This is a genomic window from Microbulbifer sp. YPW1 (genome assembly GCF_013367775.1).
Lineage (GTDB): Bacteria > Pseudomonadota > Gammaproteobacteria > Pseudomonadales > Cellvibrionaceae > Microbulbifer.
On record NZ_CP055157.1, the window covers coordinates 278,552 to 298,027 of the forward strand.

Genomic DNA, 19,476 nt, shown 5'->3' on the forward strand with positions numbered 1-19,476 from the left:
TGTCGGCTCAGCCAAAGAGGTATTCCTATTAGCCCCCTGTGCGGGACTATTTGCCGTATTTCTGTTCCAGGGCGTGTAACAACCGCTGGTGTACGCCGCCGAAGCCGCCATTGCTCATTACAATAACGTGACTGCCCGGGGCAGATAGTTCGAGCACGGATTCTACCGCAGCGTCGATACTGTGGAGAACCTTCGCCGGCACGGTTGAATGATGAACCACCTCATCCAGGGACCAGTCCATCCCCTCGGGCTGGTACCAGAGCACCAGGTCGGCCCCGGCGCAGGCGCGTGCCAGCTGGTTCTGATGGTGTCCCATACGCATGGTATTGGAGCGCGGTTCAATCAGCGCAATAACTTTGTCCCCGCCGACCTTGGCTCGCAGGCCGTTGAGTGTGGTCTCTATGGCGGTGGGATGATGGGCGAAATCATCGTACACACGGATTCCCTGGATATCCCCCAGGCACTCCATACGGCGCTTCACCCCGCCGAATTTACCCAGCGCCTCCGCAGCAACCGCCGGCTCCACGCCCACATGACGGGCAGCCGCCATCACCGCCAGACCGTTTTTCACGCTGTGCAGCCCGGTCTGCTCCCACGCCACACTGGCCACGGTACTGCCTTCCAGCTGCACATCAAACCGGCTGCCGTCGGCGGCCACATTGACCGCACACCAGTCACCGAGGCACACATCCTCATCGCTGGCCACGTCGAAGCGCTGTACTTCGCTCCAGCAGCCCTGTTCCAGCACCTGGGTGACCGCGTCTTCCTGCGCGGCAATGATCAGGCCCGAGCCGGGCACGGTGCGCACCAGGTGGTGGAACTGTCGCTGAATCGCCGCCAGGTCATCAAAGATGTCTGCGTGGTCGAATTCGAGATTATTGATAATCAGGGTGCGTGGACGGTAGTGGACAAACTTGGAGCGCTTGTCGAAAAACGCGGTGTCGTACTCATCCGCCTCCACCACGAAAAACGGGGTGCTGCCCAGGCGGGCGGAAACATCGAAATTCTGCGGCACGCCGCCGATCAGGAAGCCCGGATCCATGCCCGCATAGTCCAGCACCCAGGCCAGCATACTGGCGGTGGTGGTTTTGCCGTGGGTGCCCGACACCGCCAGCACCCAGCGCCCGCCGAGGAAGTGGTCACACAACCACTGGGCCCCGGAGGTATAGGCGAGCCCCTTCTCCAGTACCGCTTCCACCGCGGGATTTCCCCGCGACAGCGCGTTGCCAATAATCACCAGATCCGGCGCCGGGTCCAGCTGTGCGGGGTCGTAGCCCTCGGTCAGCTCGATGCCCGCGCGCTCCAACTGGGTACTCATGGGCGGGTAGACGTTGGCATCTGAACCGGTCACCCGGTGGCCTTCCGCCACCGCCAGCTGGGCGAGGCTGCCCATAAAAGTGCCACAAATACCTAAAATATGAATATGCATGCCAGATGGTTCGCTCTAATCCGTGGAAACAGGTGCCGGATGAGACTGCCGATTCGCGCAATCATTCCTGCATTTGCACCGTTTTTTTGGCGCTCTGTGCGTTCCGGCCCGGTTTTTGCTGCCAATCCTGAGGAGGAAAAGGCACTGCCCAGGTACCGCAGTACAGACGATGGCGACGGCAATTCAGATCTGCCGTCAAACCCAGTGAAATCAAGGCCGCGCAAGCTTATCACGGGTTTTTCCCGCAGTAAGTGTCGAATGCCCGCAATTCCATGCAATTGCCATATGAATACATTAGACTTCGCGCCGCGTGAGGCAGCCGACAGAAGCCGCCCGCCAGCAATCACGCCACTGCGTGGCGACTTAGACGAGAAACAGCGACTGCAGCCATAGGATAGACATGTCGAAGAAGAACGCTTTTTACGCGCAATCCGGCGGCGTTACCGCCGTCATCAACGCCTCCGCATGTGGAGTCATAGAGACTGCCCAGCAGCACGGCGATAAGATCGGCAAGGTCTACGCCGGCCTGAATGGTATTGTCGGTGCCCTCCGCGAGGAACTGATCGACGTAAGTCAGGAAAGCCGCGACACCATTGCCGCATTGCGCCACACCCCATCCGGCGCCTTTGGCTCCTGCCGCTACAAGCTGAAGAGCCTCGAGCAGAACCGCGCCGAGTACGAGCGTCTGATCGAAGTGTTCAAGGCCCACGATATCGGCTACTTCTTCTACAACGGTGGCGGTGACTCCGCCGATACCTGTCTCAAGATCTCCCAGCTATCGGAGAAGATGGGTTACCCCATCCAGGCCATCCACATTCCCAAGACCGTGGACAATGACCTGCCGTTCACCGACAACTGCCCGGGATTCGGTTCCGTCGCCAAATACGTTGCGGTATCCACCAAGGAAGCGGCGCTGGACGTGGCTTCCATGTGCGCAACTTCCACCAAGGTGTTCATTGTCGAAGTGATGGGCCGTCACGCGGGCTGGATTGCCGCCGCCGGCGCCCTCGCCCAGGAAGAGGAAGGCGATGCACCGCACATCATCCTGCTGCCCGAAGTCGCGTTTGATAAAGAAAAGTTCCTGGCCAAGGTTCAGCAGACTGTCACCGACAAGGGCTACTGCGTGATCGTTGCCTCCGAAGGCGCCCAGTACGAAGACGGCACCTTCCTCGCCGACGCCGGCAGCGTCGATGCCTTCGGCCACAAGCAGCTGGGCGGGGTAGCACCGACCCTGGCCAAGATGGTCAAGGACGAGCTGGGCTTCAAATACCACTGGGCACTGGCCGACTACCTGCAGCGCGCCGCGCGCCACATCGCGTCTGCCACCGACGTGGAGCAGGCTTACGCGGTTGGCAAGGCCGCGGTGGAGGCAGCGGTTGCCGGCAAGAACGCGATCATGCCCACCATTGAGCGCAATGGCAGCTCCGCCGCCGATTACAGCTGGAGCATTGGCGAAGCTCCGCTTTCCGAGGTGGCCAACGTCGAGAAGTTCATGCCCGAGGAATTTATTTCCGAAGACGGTTTCGGTATCACCGAGGCTGCCCGCAACTACCTGGAGCCGCTGATCCAGGGCGAAGACTACCCGCCCTACAAAAACGGCATCCCCCAGTACGCGCGCCTGAAAAAAGTCCTGGTGGACAAGAAGCTGGAACAGGGCTTTGACGTTTAATCGCAAAGCCCAATCCCGCTAGTCCATCCAGATAAAAGAAAGCCTCCATCCGCGATCGGATGGAGGCTTTTTTGTTGGCGCACAGACCACTGTCCGCGGCCCGATTGTTTATCTAAACATTCAGCAACAGATGCTGGCGCTCCCAGGGTGAAATCTCCCGGTGGAACAGGCGCATTTCCTCATACTTCACCGCGGCGTACAGCTGACAGAAGTCCTCCCCCATCGCCGCGCGCACTTCCTCGGCATCATCAAAGATCCGCAGCGCCTCATCAAAGGTCTCCGGGATATAAAAACTGGCCTCCTGGTCTTCATTCAGCTCAGATGTTGCAGGCGCGCTGGGCTCCACCCCGTTCACCATACCCAGATATCCACACACCAGGCTCGCGGCAATGGCCAGGTAGGGATTGGCATCCACACCCACCACGCGATTTTCCAGGCGGCGGTCCTGGGCACCGGAGTGCGGTACCCGCAGCCCGGTAGCGCGATTGTCATAGCCCCAACCGATATTGGTGGGGGCACTGGAATTGTCCGCCATTTCAAAGCGGCGGTAGGAATTCACGTTGGGGGCAATGAACGGCATGATTTCCCGCAGATGCTTCTGGGTACCGCCGATAAAGTAACGGAACAGGTCTGAAGCGCTGCCGTCGTCCGCGGAAAAAATATTTTCCCCGCTTTCGCAGTCCACCACACTCTGGTGAATGTGCATGGCGCTACCGGGCTGGTCGCGCATGGGCTTGGCCATAAAGGTGGCAAACATACCATTTTTCAGCGCCGCCTCACGAATGATGCGTTTGAAGTAGAAAACCTGGTCCGCCAGTAACAGCGGGTCACCATGGGTAAGGTTGAATTCCACCTGTCCGGCGCCGTCTTCCTGAATGACGGAATCGATGTGCAGGCCAGCGGCCTCGGCAAATTCGTAGATGGTATCAATCACCGGTCCGTATTCATCGATGGCGGTCATGGAGTACGACTGCAGGGAAGTCCCTGAACGCCCGTTGCGGCCCACCGGCGGCTGGATCGGCTCGTTGGGGTCCACATTCGGCCGGGTCAGGTAGAACTCCAGCTCCGGCGCCACGATCGGCTGCCAGCCTTTGTCCCGGTACATGGCGATCACCCGCTTCAACACATTGCGCGGTGCACAGGGGATGGGATTACCGTCGAGGTCGTGCAGGTCGTGGATAATCTGCAGCGCCGGTGTCTTCGCCCAGGGCACCGCCATGGCGGTGGACATATCCGCTACCAGCGCCATATCGCTTTCGGCCCACTGGTTTTCGATATCCATTTCCACATCCTGACCGGTAATCGTCTGGTAGAAAATGGATATGGGCAGGAAGATCGGGGCCTCTGGAGAAAACTTGTTCAGCGGCATCGCCTTGCCGCGCGACATGCCATTCAGATCCGGTACTATGCACTCCACCTCGTCCAGACGACGGCCGTCGAGATAGGCAAGAAAGGCTTTGGGCAGAGTATCCAGCCAGGAATTAGCGTCGGGCTGCGTCATATAGGCTCCGGTGATAGGAATTGAAGCCCGCAGTGTAAAGGAAAGTGTGCGTCACCGGAGAATTATCCGCAGGAGGCGCACTCGATCAGTCTTCCTGTGGCCCCATGAACTCAGGGCCAGTGCTCCGCACCAACGCGGTAGCGAGCACTTCGTTGGCTTTGTCAGGACTGATGGTCGCAGCGGAGAGATATTCCCTCTGCACCGCGAACACCGGAGGCACTTCAGCAGAAATTGCACACGCCCGCTGGTATTCAAGGATGGGGTCGCAAAAATAGGCGTTGCAGATATCCGCACGCATTTCTTTGGGCAGGCTGCAGCCGCCGCTGGTCTGATTGATACAGGCCCCCTCAATAGATGTCCTGGCAACACGGGACAGGTACAGGGCCGCAATCTCACCGTCGTCAAGCGCCGGGTTTTCGTCCATGGTCCGGCGCATACTCAGTGGCGAGAGGTAAGCGTGATTCTGCCCGGACGAGCAACAAGCACCTTTGCACATGCCACACAGGTGATCACTCACCAGCGCCACTTCCGGCTGATCGCGGAATGCGTTTTCATGCCGCCGGTTTTTCTCGCGAGGCGCCCAGTTCTGATCGTCCTGTGGAATATCTGACGCGCAGGCAAAGCTCCGCGCCTCTGCTATTACCTTTTGCAGGTGCGCGCGATAGCTTTCAATACGCTCGGGAGAAACCGGCATCATGCGGGTGCGTCCTGCGGGGATCACCATCAGGCTGGGGGATTGCTGTGCGAGACCGGTAAGCTCCTGCTGCGCGGCATCGAGCAGACGGGTATTTTCCTCTTCCTCCTCCGCGACACGCGCACGGATTCTGGCTTCATTTTCCGCGCGCGCGAGACGCCGTTCCCGCAACTGTTCCCGGTGAAACTGCAGCTGGGACTGGAACAGGTTAGCGGGCAGGTTGCGATGACGCTCGAGAAAGTTGCTGCATTCAAACGCTGTGCAGACCGCAAACCTGTCGTCGTCCTTGCGAGGGATAAAGCTGTCGAACAAGGGCGTTTCGCAGACCCGGCAGCGGCCGGGAGTTGAAGTTTCATCATCCATGATCAATTCCTTTTAATCCCCAGGTTCCGAGCCCTTACAAAAATCCCTGTAAAGCCGTTTAAAATCCTACGAGGCGTCAATCCACTTGTACATGACGAATACATCTACATACCCCGCAGTGGGGTGATTAAAGGCCGCTGACAAGTAGCCCATTAACGAGGTTTCTTTTTTGTCAGGAAGCGCGCCTCATCAACTGGACTGGGGACAAAACAAACCGGTTTTTTGCCGAACAGCCGATACCGATTACGCGCGATACGATCATACATCCAATCCCGTACTGATCGAGGGATCAGGCGTAAACAGATGAATACCGGCCACGGCAGGGGGAGTTGTTTGGCAATACGCAGGAGGGCATCAGACTTTACATATATCTGATTTCCTTCGACCAGAAGCATGGTTTCGTATTCATCCAGTGGCAAGCCGAAAAAAGAGAGAATCGCCTGCCCCTCTTCCGACTGCACTGTGGCGAGCTTGAAGCATCGATCGCGGTCGAATTTCATGAGAAAGCGCGCCCAGGCGGAGCACAGGCGGCAAACCCCATCAAACAGGACCACTCTGTCCCCTTCTTTCAGGTACGGAGCGGTGATGGTCCGATTTTCTTGCGACATACAGCGACGTCCCTGATCAGAAAACTCGCAACAGTCACGGGAATATAAAACAAAAAAGGCCGCTCTGGATATTCCGGAGCGGCCTTTGCCAACGGGTACACGTTTAAGACACCCGCTGTGTATCTCAGGAATCCAGTACGCTGCGCACGAAGTCGGTCAGTTCCTGATCCTGGCTGTTTTCAAAGAAACAGGCCTGGAAGCGCTCACCGGTTACGGCGGTTTTTACCAGTTCCGGATCGATGGCCTTGAGGCCGTCGAGGTAGGCTTTACCGGTGGCTTCCTTGATCTGGTTCAGGATGCCGGCGTTGGCCACCTGGGATTCTTTGCGCTCCGGCGGGTAACCCTGGCCTTTCACGCCGGTGAAGGCTTTTTCAAACATGTAGCGGATATTCAGCTCCGCACCCCAGCCAAAGCCCTTGGCAAAGGGAATCGCCAGCGCGTTGCCATTGTTGATCTGGGCAAACAGGAAGGCATCCGCCGGATCGATGCAGTAGCCACAGGTCACACCGGGATAGGCGTTCAGGGACATGAGCGCGCCCTGGCCGGTACCACAACCACTCACCACGAAGTCTACCGCCTTCGAGTTCAGCAGCAGGCTGCCCATGATGCCGAGGTGGATGTAGGTCAGGCGGTGATCGTTGTCGTCGCTCATACCGGTGTTGTACACGGTGTGGCCCAGTTCGCCGGCGACGTCCTGCAACTCTTTCAGCACGGTGGCGTTTTTAGACGCCTGGCTGAATTCGTTCATCAGTGCGATTTTCATAAATCGGTCTCCAGTTGTCCCCGCGAGCGGGGAGGAACGCGGATCGCTATCGACAACCGTACAAGAAACGAACAAAACGGGCCGATGCGGGCTTATTTTCGGTCCGGGGATTATATGTGTTTGGCCGATTAATAAAAACCGGTCAGGCAGGTTTGCAGAGTGCTTCAAGCCTGATTGCGTAATGTGACAGGCCATGCCCCGCCAATCAGGCCACCGATTGCCGCCGCTAGTACTGCAAACAGTGCTGTATACCAGGGTGCCTCAAGCACCTGCAGGGTGAACGCCGATAAAATGATCCACAGCATAGGTATCGCGCACGCAAGCCACTGCACCCAGCCGCGCAGAACAATCAGTAGCAGGCCGAGGGTAGCCACGGCCGTGGGATCCGGGTGCAGGCCGAAGACTTCCGCCTGCTGCCAGCCTATGCCGAGCACCGGCACCAGAAGGGGAAACCCCAGCAAACCCACCAGCGCGATCAACACACCGGTTGTGGCAACGCCAGGTGCAGCCGCCGGGCGGCTGTTACTGCCTGTCAGGGCAAGCACCAGCAGCGCCCCGCCTTGCAACAGCCACGCCCAGCACAGGTAGCGCCCAATCCAGTTCAGGTTGGCGTAACGCTGCTCGAAATAAGCGATAGCGACAAATACCCACAGCGGTGCCAGCAGCGCCAGCGCCGGTCGACCACGGCCGCGCAAGGCCAATATCAGGGCCACAAAGCCCGCGGCCAAGGTAAAAAGCTGCATTGGCCAGAAGCTCTCCCCCATGCGCGCGAGCAGACGGAAGTAGACGTCCGGGGCGAAGGGAATAAAGTCCCGCAGTGCGTAGCTGCTCCAGTCGCTCATGGCGCTTGCTCCCGATGATTGCCCTACAGGGACTCGATGAAGGCCGCCATTTTCTGCCGGGTTTTCTCGTCCACAAGCGGGGCCCGGCCAGCGGCCATATTTTCATTCATGTGCGCGACCAGGGAGGTGGCGGGTATCGCGCAGTTGACCGCGGGGTGGCTGACGATAAATTTCAGCAGGAAGTCCGCCCAGGTCTGGCAACCACACTCCACAAGTGCCCACTCCGGTAGTTGCTCCCGCCGTTTCAATCCCTTGATCAGACTGCCACCGTCGTAGGGTCGGTTGGCAATCACCGCGATCCCCTTTTCCCGGGCCAGAGGCAACAGACGCGCTTCGGCTTGCCGGTGGGTGATATTGTAGGTGAGCTGCGCGAAATCGATCTCGGTACCGGCCATCACCCGCTCGAATTCCTCGTGGCGGCGGCCGTGAGAGGTGGTGATGCCCAAATAGCGGATAACACCACTGGATTTGAGTTCCCGCAGCACGGGCAGGTGCTGCTGCCAGTCATCGAGGTTGTGCACCTGCACCAGATCAAACGTTTTCAAACCCCAGCGCCGCGCGAGGCTCGCCACTTGCTCACGCGTGGTGCCGCCGGCGGGACTCCAGACCTTTTCCGCACTGAACAGGGATTTCGGCACCCCCAGTTGCCGCAACGCAAAACCCAGGGTGTCCGCGGCGGAACCGTACATGGGGGAAGAATCTACCAGCCCGCCACCGCCGGCGAAAAATGCTTTCAGCACCCGGGTACGCGCCGCGAGCAACTCCGGGTCATCCCCTACATTGAAGGTGCGCCAGGTGCCCATACCGATGACCGGCAGCGGCTCACCACTCGCGGGAATCGGCTTGCGTTGCATTGCCGAGTCTTGGGCCGAAAGAAGACGGGGAAATCCCCAGGCACTGATCACACCGGCGCTCAGCATTTTGAGAAATCGGCGGCGCAAGAACTGACCTTCCATGGTTTTTCCTCTTTAGCGATAAGCCTCGAATGTCTGCGGTCGCACTATGGCGGTCGCGAGAATCAGAACGAAGCAGCCGAGCACAAAAACTTTATTCACAAACCAGTTGCTGCGCCAGATATCCCATTCCGGTTGTGCCAGAAATAACAGGAACTTGCTTACAATTATCAGGATTTCTACCACCGACATGCCAATGGCCAGGGCGCGAAGATATCCGGGTCTCTGCAACAATGCCCAGCCAAGCCACAAGTGCGCGACAGGCCACAGGTCCCAGTACACATACGTGTTCCAGGGCAATCCACTGGTCAAAGCAAAGGCCACCGGAAACAGGTATTTGATAAACAGTGTCCACGCCACCAGCACAAACAGGAAGTGCGCCAGAAACAGCCGCCAGGATGACCAGTGGTCAGCCATCGACACGCTCCCGCAGCACCTCCGCCGCCAGCTCGAAGGAACGCAGCCGCGCCGTGTGATCGTAGATAGCTCCGGTGACAATCAGCTCATCGACCGCAGTGCGCGCGACAAAACGATCAATCCATGCCGCCACCGTATCGCGTGTGCCCACCGCGCTCTCCGCCAGGGCCTGCGCCACCTGCATGCGCTCGGCGGGCGGCGCGATGGATTCCGGGTCGTCCACCGGCGGCTTGATCTTGCCGGGGGTGCCCCGGCGCAGGGCAACAAACTGCTGCTCGATGGAAGTCATCAGCTTGCGTGCCTCGTCGCCGTCATCTGCGGTAAATACATTGATCGCTGCGGCTACATAGGGGGCATCCAGGTGCTCGGAAGGCTGGAACTGCTCGCGGTACAGATGCAGCGCCTGATCCAGCATGGCCGGAGCGAAGTGCGAAGCGAAGGCAAACGGCAGCCCCATCGCCGCCGCCAACTGGGCGCTGTACAGGCTGGAGCCCAGCAGCCAGACCGGTACCTGCAACCCTGCTCCGGGCACCGCGCGCACCCGCTGCCCGGGTTTTTCAGGGGCAAAGTAGTGCAGCAGCTCGCGCACATCCTGCGGAAACTGATCCGCCGCATGCAGGGGATCCCGGCGCAACGCCGTCATGGTAGCGCCATCGGTGCCCGGCGCGCGCCCCAGCCCCAGATCCACACGATCGGGATAGAGCGCCGCCAGGGTGCCAAACTGCTCGGCGATCACCAGTGGTGCGTGATTGGGTAACATGACGCCACCGGCGGCGACGCGGATCCGCTCTGTGCCCGCCGCGATGTGCCCCAAAGCCACCGCGGTAGCCGCACTCGCCACACCGGTCATATTGTGATGCTCGGCCATCCAGTAACGGTGGTATCCGAAGCGCTCCGCATGCTGTGCCAGATCCAGAGAGTTCATCAGTGCCTGGCGGGCGTCGCTGCCCTCGGTAATCGGAGAGAGGTCCAGTAGTGAGAATGCGCGCATAGCAACTCCTTAACGCGTTTGGCCTTTCGTATCTTGTCAAATAGGCGTATCAGATATGACCATCCTATCCAACCTGTTCTCCGTGCACACCCCAGTTCCGGCGCCAATCAATATCTGATAGCATCGCGCCCGCAAACCTAAGGGGTGGCTTACGCCTGAGATGCTGCAGGATCCGCGAGGATTCCACAGCAAACCCTTGAACCTGATCCGGTTAATACCGGCGTAGGAATAGGTAGTCCTCCAGCTCCCCTCTTCACGTCGCGCACCGGGTCTCTTTCATTTCCCTATCGAGAGAGAGCCATGAATTTCAACCACGCTATCAAACCACTGACATATTCGATCGGTCTTGCGATCGCACTCACCAGCACCTCCACCACTGCGGAGAGCGCCATCGAGGAAGTGGTTGTCACCAGCCAGCTGCGAGAGGCCAGCCAGCTCGACACGCCAACCAGCGTGAGTGTGCTGAATTCCGCGGCAATTGAAACCCGCGGCGCAAGCAACCTCGAGCAGCTACTGAACCTGGCCCCCAATGTGAATTTCTCCAGTGGCGCCTCTCGCGGGCGTTTCGTACAGATCCGCGGAATCGGCGAGCGCAGCCAGTTTATTGACCCGGTGAACCCCTCCGTGGGCCTGATCGTCGACGGTATCGATTTCACCGGCCTGGGCCTCGCCGCCAGCACCCTGGATATGCAACAGGTAGAAATCCTGCGCGGCCCGCAGGGAACGGTATACGGCGCCAACGCGCTGGCGGGCCTGGTCAACATGACCAGCAATGCACCCAGCGCAACCCCGTTTGCCAAAGTGTCTGCAGAGGCCGCCCAGTATGGCGCCCATACACTGTCCGCGGTAACCAGTGGCTCGCTGTCCGAGCAGCTGAGCTACCGCTTTGCCCTGCAGAATCAGCAGTCCGACGGCTATGTGCACAACCGTTACCTGGGCCGCAAGGACACCAACAACATCGATGAGACCGTGGGCCGCGGCAAGCTGCGCTATCAGGCCAGCGATGACCTGCAGCTGGACTTCACCGTTTTCTATCTGGATGCGGACAACGGTTACGATGCCTTCACCCTGGATAATTCCCGCAATACCCTGTCCGACCAGCCCGGCTGGGACCGCCAGGAAACCCTCGCGGGCGCGATCAGCAGCCAGTGGAGCGGCAGTGATCTGTTCACTCTGAAATCTGTACTGAGCGCCGCCAGCTCCGACACCGAATACGGCTACGACGAGGACTGGACCCACGTCGGCTTCCACCCCTGGGAGTACAGCTCCACAGATAACTACCTGCGCGACCGCGACAACCTGAGCGCGGACGTGCGCCTGGTTTCCACCAATGACAGCCTGCTGTTTGGCGGCAGTACCGGCTGGGTGGCCGGGGTTTACCTGCGTAGCGAGGAAGAAGCCCTGGAGCGCAATGCCAGCTTCGCCAGTCAGTTCGACACCGACAACGCGGCGATTTACGGACAGCTGAATAGCGCAATAGGTGCGCGCTTTGAACTGATTACCGGCCTGCGCCTGGAACAGCGCAGTGCGGATTACGCGGACTCCCTCGCGGTCACCAGCGACACCCGCGAAGACCTGTGGGGAGGCAATATCACCCTGCGCTTCAGCGCCAGCGACACCACCATGGTCTACGGCACCCTATCCCGCGGATACAAGGCGGGTGGCGTTAACGGGCGTATCATCTCCGCCTCTGCCGGCAATCCGGATATCGGCAGCGACACTTTCCTATTCGATACCGAAAGCATGCTGAACTACGAGCTGGGGGTAAAAGGCGACTGGCTGGAAAACCGCCTGCAGGCCCAGGTCGCCGCCTTCTACCAGGACCGCAGCGATGTCCAGGCCAAGCAGTCCATTTTCAATCCGGAGGATTTTTCCTTCGACGATTACCTGGCAAACGCAGCCGGAGGCCACAGTACCGGTATCGAAGCTGAAGTCACCTTTCAGGCAAGCGACGCCCTGCAACTGTTCGCCACTTTCGGCTGGCTGAATGCGGAATTCGAGGACTTTATCAGCAGCACCCACGTGGATGCCCGCGATGACAACACTGGTGAAACCTCGCTGGTCAGCCTCGAAGGCCGCGATCTGGCCCACGCCCCCAACTATCAGTTCTTCACCGGTGCCGAATATGCACTGACAGCGAACCTGATGTTCCGCGTGGAAGTGGAAGGCAAGGACGACTTCTATTTCTCCAACAGCCACAACGAAAAATCCACCGCCTATGAACTGGTCAACGCGCGTCTGACCTACCGCGGCGATGACTGGGATATTTCCCTGTGGGGACGCAATCTCACCGATGAGACAATCTACACCCGCGGCTTTTATTTCAGTAACCAGTTCGGTAACAACCCGGCCAATGGCTACGCGCCGGATGCCTACTACCAGCTGGGAGAGCCACGTGTGGCGGGTGTGTCCGCGAGCTATACTTTCTGATTTCCCGAAAAGAACCGGAGCCGAACACCATGGAATCTCCTGATGAACCGTCCTTGAAGCTGTCTGTGGAAATCAGCATGTACCCGCTGCAAGACGAGTACCTGCCCGCGATCAGAGACTTTATCGAACGCCTGCACAACCACCCGGAACTGCAGGTGATCAGCAACACCATGAGCACCCAGGTGTTCGGTGACTACGATCCACTGATGGATATGCTGAAAACGGAAATCCGTACCTCCTACGAGCAGTTTGGGCGTGCGATTTTCGTGTGCAAATTTATCGACGGCGACCTGAATCCCAATCTCGGCGTGTAAACGGAAACCGCGATCATGTTCAGCCCGGAAGTGCGCGACGCCATCACCAGTTCCCTTGCCGCCATGTCCCTGTGGGAGCTGGCAGCGGTGATACTCGCGCTCGCCTATCTGCTACTGGCGATGCGGGAAAATATCCTGTGCTGGTACGCGGCTTTCGCCAGCACGGCGATTTACCTGTTCCTGTTCTGGGACGTCAGCCTGCTGATGGAGTCCGCACTGCAGGTCTTCTACCTGTTGATTGCGGTATACGGCTGGTGGCAATGGCGACATCGCAACGATGCCAGCAAGGAACGCCATATTCACCGCTGGCGGGCCCGCACCCACCTGCTCGCCTTCAGTTTTATCGGACTGCTGACCCTGTTGTTCGGCTATGTGCTGGACAACTACACCAGCGCCGCCCTGCCCTATCTGGATTCCTTCACCACCTGGGGCGCCGTAGTGACTACCTACATGGTCACGCGCAAGGTCATCGAAAACTGGCTCTACTGGATTGTGATCGACGGTGCTGCCATTTACCTGTACATCGACCGCGAGCTGTACCTTACCGCGGTGTTGTTTGCGCTCTATGTGATCCTGGTAGTGATTGGATTCTTCCAGTGGCTTTCTCTCTACCGCAAACAGCAGGGCATGCTGCACGCGGGTTCTCCCACCAACCGCGTGACACCTGCCACCGAGCCCCACCGTGACGCTCCCACCGGCTGATTTCCTGCCTGCCGACTGGCCTCTGTGGAGCACTAGCCAACCGACGCTGCTCAAGCCCCTCACCCTGGGCCTGACCAATCGCAGCTTCCTGCTGGCAGCGGGCGAGGACAGGTTGGTACTGCGGCTCAATTCCCCGATCAGTGATGCTTTGGACCTGAACCGCCCCGCGGAAGCGGAGGCATTACATCTGGCGGACACGGAAGGGCTCTGCGCGCCGCTGGTGTACTGCGACCCCGAATACCGCTACCTGGTCACCCGCTATATTTCCGGTACACCGCTGACGCTGGCGGAAAACACCGGAATTGCGCAAATTGCGCAGCTGTTGCAAGACATTCACCGGCTGCCGCCCATTGCCGCGCAGCTGGATATTGAGCAGAAAATTGCCAGCTACTGGACATCGATCAACACAGACGACGCTTTTTTCGAATCCTTGCGCACACTGCAGCGCAGGGTGCAGTCCAGTATTGTTGCGACACGAAATTGTGCATCCTCGCCTGCCCTGTGCCACAACGACCTGCTCGCCGACAACCTGCTGATTAGCGAGAGCGGGCGCCTGTACGCGATCGACTGGGAATATGCCGCGAGCGGTGATCCTTTTTACGATCTCGCGGTGATTGCCGAGGGTTACGACCTGGATTCCGCGCAGCAGTCGCACCTGCTGCAACAGTATCTGGCACAACCGGTGGATAACGAGGAAATGGCCCGACTGGACCACTGGCGAGTGATTTACCGTTACCTGTCGATACTCTGGTATGCGGTTCAGGCCTCCAATTCCGACGACCATGCGGAGAAGCAGAATTTTTCCGCCGTGCTGCGCCGTGAAATCGAAGCCATCAGGAAGGCGCTGTCCCGGTCAGGGCACTGAGAAAAATATCCCGGTAATCTTCGGCATCGAACGCAACCGGGTTGCTGGCAGCCGCCGCATCGGCCACCGCCATGCGTCCGATCCGCTCCGCCTGCTCCCCATCGATACCAATTTCCTGCAGTGTGTTTGGAATCCCCAGGTCCAAGCGCAACTGATAGACCCACTCCAGCACACCGCCAAATCCCGGATTGGGCAGATCCAGATGTCGCGCCAGCCGCTCCATGGGCTCGCCGATGGCGCTTTCATTGGCACGCAGAACATAGGGCATCAAGATCGCGTTGAGCAGGCCGTGATGCGCATCAAACAGCGCCCCCAGCGGATGCGCCATTGCGTGCATCGCGCCCAGTCCGCGCTGGAATGCGGTAGCCCCCATACTGGAAGCCACCAGCATCTGCATGCGTGCGTCCAGGTCGTTGCCATTGGCCACCACACGGGGCAAATACACACTGATCAGGCGCATTGCTTCCAGTGCGATACCCTCCGCCATGGGATGAAAGCCCGGCGCACAGAAAGCTTCCAGATTGTGGGACAAAGCATCCATTCCCGTGGCCGCGGTAATATTGGCGGGCAGGCCGCAGGTGAGCTCCGGATCCAGAATCACCTGCGCAGGTAACATTCTGGGGTGGAAGATAATCCGTTTGATCTCGGCCTCCTCATCGGTGATGACCGACGAGCGCCCCACTTCGGAACCGGTGCCCGCGGTGGTAGGCACCGCGATCACCGGCGCCATGGCATCTTCATTTACGCGCAGATAGTTGTCTTCCAGATCTTCAAAATCCCACAGCGGGCGGCTCTGACCCGCCATCAGCGCAATCGCTTTTGCCGCGTCCAGTGCGGAGCCACCGCCCACCGCGAGGACCCCGTCGTGCTCACCGGTGCGGAATACCGTCAGGCCTTCAATCACGTTCTGGCCGGTGGGGTTGCCCTTGATGTTGGCGAACATGTCGACGCGCAGCCCGTTTTCCTCGCACAGGTTGAGGATGTTGTTGATCAACGGCAGCGACGCCAGTCCCGGATCGGTCACCAGCAGCGGAGCGCGCATGCCGAACTCGAAGCAAAGGGATGGCAGCTCCCGCACACGCCCGGCACCAGCGCGAATGGCCGTGGGGTAATTCCAGTTGGCGGAGAGATGTGGGACACGAACGTCAGTCATTGCAGAGTCCACGGCCGGGAATACCCGGCTTACAAGGTTGTTTTCAGGTGGAAAGATTTCGGGCGCGTCACATGTTCAAAGCCGACACTCGACAGGGTACAGCCGCGACCGGATTTTCGGACCCCGGTCCAGGCCAGCTCCGGATCCAGATAGTCGCACCGGTTGAGAAATACCGTGCCGGTGTGCAAACGATTCCCAAGGGCAATCGCCGCTTCCGAGTCCGCGGAATAAATGGCAGCGGTGAGGCCGTATTCACTGTCGTTCATCAACGCCAGGGCCTCGTTATCATCGGCGACCGACATCACGCCCAGCACCGGCCCGAAAGACTCTTCACTCATCACGCGCATCTCGTGATTCACACCGGTGAGTAACTGCGGCGCCATATAGGCACTGCCACGTCGATCCAATGCAAAATCCCCGCCATCGATGTGAGCCAATGCCCCCTGCTGCACGGCCTCATCAATCTGGTCCCGCACAAAATCCGCGGCACCCGCCCGCACCAGCGGACCGAGGGTGGTATCCGGCTCGTCTGATCGACCGAGGCGATACTGTTGAATCAAGGGTATCGCGCGCTCGATAAATTCATCGAATAGCGAGTGATGAACGTAGGCGCGCTCGATACCACAGCAGGATTGCCCGGAATTGAAAAAAGCACCGTCCACCACCGACGCCACCGCATACTCGATATCGGCATCGGAACGGACATACGCCGGATCTTTGCCGCCGAGCTCCAGCCCCAGGGAAATAAACCGTCCCGCGGCGGCCGTTTCTACCGCAGCGCCCCCGGCCACAGAACCGGTAAACGCCACATGCTGGACGTCACTGCCAATAATGATCTGCTCGGCATCGCGGTGCCCGAGATGCAGATACTGGAACACCCCTTCCGGCAACCCCGCCTCGCTAAATGCCTCGACCATGCGCTCGGCACACAAAGGGGTTTGCGCCGAGTGTTTGAGCAGTACGCTGTTGCCGGCAAGCAATGCTGGCACCACCGCGTTGACCGCGGTCAGGTACGGGTAATTCCAGGGCGCGATAATAAAAGAGACGCCCAGAGGCACCCGCCGGATAAAACGCTGAAATCCGGTTTTCTCCGGCAGCTGGATATCTGCCAGCGCGGATTCCGCCAGCGCGGCCATGGCCAGCGCACGTTCGGCAAAGCCATCGATCTCGCCGCCGGCACACGCAATGGGGCGCCCCATCTGCCAGCAGATCTCCTCGGCCAACGCGGGCTTTTTCTGTTGCAGCACCGACACGGCCCCACGCACCAGCGCTACTTTCTGCTGCAGCGGCACCTCTGCCCAGCCTGGCTGTGCGCGCTGGGCGAGGTTCAGCGCATTCTGGATTTCATAGTCAGTCGCGAGGGGGCGCTCGATGTACAGACTGTTATCAATCGGGGAAATACAGCGAAGTTTTTCCATAGGGCTCGAGGGCTTCCTGCCGATACCGGGCACCGTGCCGGCCAGATGAATTGCTAGATGATTTCGAAGTAGCGCTGCAGTTCCCATTCGCCGATATGACGGCGGTACTCGCGCTCCTCCCATTCGCGGCTCGCCGCGAAATGATCGACAAAGGCATCGCCAAACAGATCGCGGGCGGCTGCCGATTGCTTCAGGCGTTGCGCCGCATCCCACAGGGTGCGCGGCAGCGCCAGTTGCGGCGGATGCTCCAGCGCATAGGCATTGCCATCCACCGCGTCTCCCGGTTGCCAACCCTGCTCGATACCGTAGATACCGGAGCCCAGCGCAACGGCCAGGGCCAGGTAGGGATTGGCATCGGCCGCGCCGAGCCGGTACTCCTGACGCTGTGACTTGTCACTTCCGGGAATCACCCGCAGCGCGGCGGTCCGGTTTTCGACCCCCCAGGTAGCATCGGTGGGCGCCCAGAAACCCGGGATCAGGCGGCGGTAACTGTTGATCGTGGGCGCCACCATACACAGCAGTTCCGGCATCAGGCGCTGCTGGCCGGCGAGAAACTGTCGCTGTACGTCACTCATGGTGTGGGGGGCGTCTTTGGCGAAAAAGGCGGATTTGTTGTCGCTCTTGTTGCGCAGGGACAGATGGATATGGCCACTCTGGCCGGGATAGTCATTGGACCACTTGGCCATAAAGGTGGCCATCAACCCGCGCCGCTCCGCCAGCACCTTGATGAAGGTTTTGAACAGCGCCGCCTTATCACCCGCGGCCTCCACATCATCGACGGTGATCGCCGCCTCGAGTACCCCCGGGCCCGTCTCCGTGTGCAGCCCCTCGATGGGGAAATCCATCTGCTGTGCCAACTCGAGGATCTCGTGGTAAAGGTCCGCGTGCACCGAGTTGCGGATCATCGAGTAGCCGAACCAGCCCGGAGTAAAAGGCTTGAGGTTCCGGTATCCCTTGGCACGGGCGGAGTCCGGGGTTTCATCGAACATGAAAAACTCGTACTCCAGCGCACCGTAGGGCGCAAATCCGGCTTTCTCACAGCGCTGGATCACCCGCCGCAGCAGGGCCCGTGGACATACCACCTCCGCAGAGTCGGAGAACTCCGCCAGAAATAGCAGCATCCCGTCCTCGAACGGCACCTCCCGGCAGGTGTGGGGCAGAATCCTGACCGGCGCATCCGGGTAGCCCGTGTGCCAGCCGGTGTAGCGCGTATTGTCGTAGAGCTGGTCCTGCACATCCCATCCCAGCACCACGTCACAGAAGGCAAACCCATGGTCCAGCGCGGAGAAGAACTTCTCGCGGCTCATGTACTTGCCACGCATCACCCCGTCGTTGTCAAACAGGCCCACCTTTACATGGGTGAGGCCGCGGGCCTCCACGAGGCGCTTGGCATCCGCGACACTGCGCACCTGGCGCGGACCGGGTACCGGGTTGTCGCTGACAGCGGTCGGGGAAGACAGGGAGTTCGTTGCCGCCGGGGATGATGGCAGCTCGGTGGATTCGTCCATGCTGGGCTCCGTTATTGTGACCGAGCCGTCGCCTCCGGCGACGGACGGATTCCTGCACTCAGCATAGTCGACACACGTTGAGTCTGCCGGCACAGCTCCAAACTGAACAAAATTTGAGCGGTCACGCTGACGGCTATGTTAGCGCACGCTCAGGGTATATAATCCGGCCTCCAAATTTTTGACCCACACAACATCATTCAGGACCAGCAATGAGCTTCGACAAGGTTTCCCCTGGCAAAGAACTGCCTAACGATATCAACGTAATCATCGAGATCCCGGCCAACCACGATCCGATCAAATACGAAGTCGACAAGGACGCGGACGCGGTATTCGTAGACCGTTTCGTAGCCACCCCGATGTTCTACCCGGCCAACTACGGTTACGTACCCCAGACTCTGTCTGAAGACGGTGACCCCCTGGACGTGCTGGTTGTTGCTCCGTACCCGGTAATGGTTGGCTCCGTGATCCGCTCCCGCGTGATCGGCGTGCTGAACATGACCGACGAATCCGGTGTAGACGCCAAGCTGCTGGCGGTACCGCACACCAAGCTGACCAAGCTGTACGATCACGTCAACGAAATCGGCGACCTGCCGGAACTGCTGATCAAGCAGATCGAGCACTACTTCGAAAACTACAAAGCCCTGGAAGCAGGCAAGTGGGTGAAAGTAGACGGCTGGGCCGACGCTGACGCTGCACGCAAAGAAGTTATGGCTTCCCGCGAGCGCTACCTGAAAGAAGAAGGCTAATCGCCCTACTCTTTTCGAAAAGCCGGCTTTAAGCCGGCTTTTTTGTGCCTGAAATTAACGCTCCAACTATTTCCCCAACTTCCTCAACGCTCGCGGCGAAGGTGCCGATA

General features: G+C 59.4%; 18 protein-coding genes and 1 riboswitch. Of the genes, 6 read left to right on the plus strand and 12 right to left on the minus strand.

Features of this window, described 5'->3' with window-relative positions; all coding sequences use genetic code 11:
* Positions 1-46: 46 nt before the first annotated feature.
* Positions 47-1,429, minus strand: a complete 1,383-nt coding sequence (gene mpl, locus HUW35_RS01300) for a UDP-N-acetylmuramate:L-alanyl-gamma-D-glutamyl-meso-diaminopimelate ligase (RefSeq protein WP_181253915.1) — start codon at positions 1,427-1,429, stop codon at positions 47-49.
* 400 nt (positions 1,430-1,829) lie between these two features.
* Here mpl and HUW35_RS01305 point away from each other — a divergent pair, with 400 nt between their 5' ends.
* Complete coding sequence (locus HUW35_RS01305; protein WP_181253916.1) at positions 1,830-3,098, plus strand: 6-phosphofructokinase; 1,269 nt, start codon at positions 1,830-1,832, stop codon at positions 3,096-3,098.
* A 112-nt stretch (positions 3,099-3,210) separates the two neighbouring features.
* Here the strand turns inward: HUW35_RS01305 and HUW35_RS01310 are convergent, their stop codons facing one another.
* The 8 genes from HUW35_RS01310 to HUW35_RS01345 all read right to left on the minus strand — a co-directional run bounded on the left by HUW35_RS01310 (position 3,211) and on the right by HUW35_RS01345 (position 10,230).
* The gene (locus HUW35_RS01310) at positions 3,211-4,599 is read right to left on the minus strand and encodes a glutamine synthetase family protein (protein WP_181253917.1); all 1,389 of its coding nucleotides are present in this window, start codon (positions 4,597-4,599) and stop codon (positions 3,211-3,213) included.
* An 85-nt stretch (positions 4,600-4,684) separates the two neighbouring features.
* Positions 4,685-5,656: a hypothetical protein gene (locus HUW35_RS01315; RefSeq protein WP_181253918.1), complete on the minus strand. Its 972-nt coding sequence runs from the start codon at positions 5,654-5,656 to the stop codon at positions 4,685-4,687.
* A gap of 152 nt (positions 5,657-5,808) precedes the next feature.
* A complete protein-coding gene (locus HUW35_RS01320; protein WP_181253919.1) occupies positions 5,809-6,264 on the minus strand; it encodes a thiol-disulfide oxidoreductase DCC family protein in 456 nt (151 codons plus the stop codon).
* 124 nt (positions 6,265-6,388) lie between these two features.
* Positions 6,389-7,027 carry an RpiB/LacA/LacB family sugar-phosphate isomerase gene (locus HUW35_RS01325; RefSeq protein ID WP_181253920.1) on the minus strand — a complete coding sequence of 213 codons (639 nt, stop codon included), beginning with the start codon at positions 7,025-7,027 and terminating at the stop codon, positions 6,389-6,391.
* Between the two features lie 164 nt (positions 7,028-7,191).
* Positions 7,192-7,869 carry a DUF6064 family protein gene (locus tag HUW35_RS01330; protein WP_181253921.1) on the minus strand — a complete coding sequence of 226 codons (678 nt, stop codon included), beginning with the start codon at positions 7,867-7,869 and terminating at the stop codon, positions 7,192-7,194.
* Positions 7,870-7,892: 23 nt separating this feature from the next.
* Positions 7,893-8,825 (minus strand): aldo/keto reductase, encoded by a 933-nt coding sequence (locus HUW35_RS01335; RefSeq protein WP_181253922.1) that lies wholly within the window; start codon positions 8,823-8,825, stop codon positions 7,893-7,895.
* Between the two features lie 12 nt (positions 8,826-8,837).
* Positions 8,838-9,239 (minus strand): hypothetical protein, encoded by a 402-nt coding sequence (locus tag HUW35_RS01340; RefSeq protein WP_181253923.1) that lies wholly within the window; start codon positions 9,237-9,239, stop codon positions 8,838-8,840.
* A complete protein-coding gene (locus tag HUW35_RS01345; RefSeq protein WP_181253924.1) occupies positions 9,232-10,230 on the minus strand; it encodes an LLM class flavin-dependent oxidoreductase in 999 nt (332 codons plus the stop codon). Before HUW35_RS01345 ends, HUW35_RS01340 begins: the two co-directional genes overlap by 8 nt.
* A gap of 130 nt (positions 10,231-10,360) precedes the next feature.
* Positions 10,361-10,476, plus strand: a riboswitch (TPP riboswitch).
* Positions 10,477-10,530: 54 nt separating this feature from the next.
* On the opposite strand from HUW35_RS01345, the gene HUW35_RS01350 reads away from it, so the two are divergent.
* The 4 genes from HUW35_RS01350 to HUW35_RS01365 are packed head-to-tail and all read left to right on the plus strand — an operon-like array spanning position 10,531 to position 14,541.
* Positions 10,531-12,660, plus strand: coding sequence for a TonB-dependent receptor (locus HUW35_RS01350; protein WP_181253925.1), 2,130 nt, complete (start codon positions 10,531-10,533; stop codon positions 12,658-12,660).
* A gap of 29 nt (positions 12,661-12,689) precedes the next feature.
* The gene (locus HUW35_RS01355) at positions 12,690-12,974 is read left to right on the plus strand and encodes a hypothetical protein (RefSeq protein WP_255463415.1); all 285 of its coding nucleotides are present in this window, start codon (positions 12,690-12,692) and stop codon (positions 12,972-12,974) included.
* A 15-nt stretch (positions 12,975-12,989) separates the two neighbouring features.
* The gene (pnuC, locus tag HUW35_RS01360) at positions 12,990-13,676 is read left to right on the plus strand and encodes a nicotinamide riboside transporter PnuC (protein WP_181253926.1); all 687 of its coding nucleotides are present in this window, start codon (positions 12,990-12,992) and stop codon (positions 13,674-13,676) included.
* Positions 13,657-14,541, plus strand: a complete 885-nt coding sequence (locus HUW35_RS01365) for a choline/ethanolamine kinase family protein (protein WP_181253927.1) — start codon at positions 13,657-13,659, stop codon at positions 14,539-14,541. The genes pnuC and HUW35_RS01365 overlap by 20 nt, the downstream gene beginning before the upstream one ends.
* Here HUW35_RS01365 and HUW35_RS01370 read toward each other — a convergent pair.
* Genes HUW35_RS01370 through HUW35_RS01380 form a run of 3 tightly spaced genes read right to left on the minus strand, consistent with a single transcriptional unit; the run spans position 14,510 to position 18,620 of the window.
* Positions 14,510-15,694, minus strand: coding sequence for an iron-containing alcohol dehydrogenase (locus HUW35_RS01370; protein ID WP_181253928.1), 1,185 nt, complete (start codon positions 15,692-15,694; stop codon positions 14,510-14,512). The two genes, HUW35_RS01365 and HUW35_RS01370, sit on opposite strands and share 32 nt — an antisense overlap.
* 29 nt (positions 15,695-15,723) lie before the next feature.
* The gene (locus tag HUW35_RS01375; protein WP_181253929.1) at positions 15,724-17,112 is read right to left on the minus strand and encodes an aldehyde dehydrogenase family protein; all 1,389 of its coding nucleotides are present in this window, start codon (positions 17,110-17,112) and stop codon (positions 15,724-15,726) included.
* Positions 17,113-17,165: 53 nt separating this feature from the next.
* On the minus strand, positions 17,166-18,620 hold the full coding sequence (locus HUW35_RS01380; RefSeq protein WP_181253930.1) for a glutamine synthetase family protein: 1,455 nt from the start codon (positions 18,618-18,620) through the stop codon (positions 17,166-17,168).
* Between the two features lie 209 nt (positions 18,621-18,829).
* Between HUW35_RS01380 and ppa the strand changes: the two genes are divergently transcribed.
* Complete coding sequence (ppa, locus tag HUW35_RS01385; RefSeq protein WP_078085749.1) at positions 18,830-19,366, plus strand: inorganic diphosphatase; 537 nt, start codon at positions 18,830-18,832, stop codon at positions 19,364-19,366.
* Positions 19,367-19,476: the final 110 nt, after the last annotated feature.

What these genes read in the sequence shown, in the direction of transcription:
- mpl (WP_181253915.1), bottom strand. Translation starts at nt 1,429, where the DNA reads ATGCATATTCATATTTTAGGTATTTGTGGCACTTTTATGGGCAGCCTC.
- HUW35_RS01305 (WP_181253916.1), top strand. Translation starts at nt 1,830, where the DNA reads ATGTCGAAGAAGAACGCTTTTTACGCGCAATCCGGCGGCGTTACCGCC.
- HUW35_RS01310 (WP_181253917.1), bottom strand. Translation starts at nt 4,599, where the DNA reads ATGACGCAGCCCGACGCTAATTCCTGGCTGGATACTCTGCCCAAAGCC.
- HUW35_RS01315 (WP_181253918.1), bottom strand. Translation starts at nt 5,656, where the DNA reads ATGGATGATGAAACTTCAACTCCCGGCCGCTGCCGGGTCTGCGAAACG.
- HUW35_RS01320 (WP_181253919.1), bottom strand. Translation starts at nt 6,264, where the DNA reads ATGTCGCAAGAAAATCGGACCATCACCGCTCCGTACCTGAAAGAAGGG.
- HUW35_RS01325 (WP_181253920.1), bottom strand. Translation starts at nt 7,027, where the DNA reads ATGAAAATCGCACTGATGAACGAATTCAGCCAGGCGTCTAAAAACGCC.
- HUW35_RS01330 (WP_181253921.1), bottom strand. Translation starts at nt 7,869, where the DNA reads ATGAGCGACTGGAGCAGCTACGCACTGCGGGACTTTATTCCCTTCGCC.
- HUW35_RS01335 (WP_181253922.1), bottom strand. Translation starts at nt 8,825, where the DNA reads ATGGAAGGTCAGTTCTTGCGCCGCCGATTTCTCAAAATGCTGAGCGCC.
- HUW35_RS01340 (WP_181253923.1), bottom strand. Translation starts at nt 9,239, where the DNA reads ATGGCTGACCACTGGTCATCCTGGCGGCTGTTTCTGGCGCACTTCCTG.
- HUW35_RS01345 (WP_181253924.1), bottom strand. Translation starts at nt 10,230, where the DNA reads ATGCGCGCATTCTCACTACTGGACCTCTCTCCGATTACCGAGGGCAGC.
- HUW35_RS01350 (WP_181253925.1), top strand. Translation starts at nt 10,531, where the DNA reads ATGAATTTCAACCACGCTATCAAACCACTGACATATTCGATCGGTCTT.
- HUW35_RS01355 (WP_255463415.1), top strand. Translation starts at nt 12,690, where the DNA reads ATGGAATCTCCTGATGAACCGTCCTTGAAGCTGTCTGTGGAAATCAGC.
- pnuC (WP_181253926.1), top strand. Translation starts at nt 12,990, where the DNA reads ATGTTCAGCCCGGAAGTGCGCGACGCCATCACCAGTTCCCTTGCCGCC.
- HUW35_RS01370 (WP_181253928.1), bottom strand. Translation starts at nt 15,694, where the DNA reads ATGACTGACGTTCGTGTCCCACATCTCTCCGCCAACTGGAATTACCCC.
- HUW35_RS01375 (WP_181253929.1), bottom strand. Translation starts at nt 17,112, where the DNA reads ATGGAAAAACTTCGCTGTATTTCCCCGATTGATAACAGTCTGTACATC.
- HUW35_RS01380 (WP_181253930.1), bottom strand. Translation starts at nt 18,620, where the DNA reads ATGGACGAATCCACCGAGCTGCCATCATCCCCGGCGGCAACGAACTCC.
- ppa (WP_078085749.1), top strand. Translation starts at nt 18,830, where the DNA reads ATGAGCTTCGACAAGGTTTCCCCTGGCAAAGAACTGCCTAACGATATC.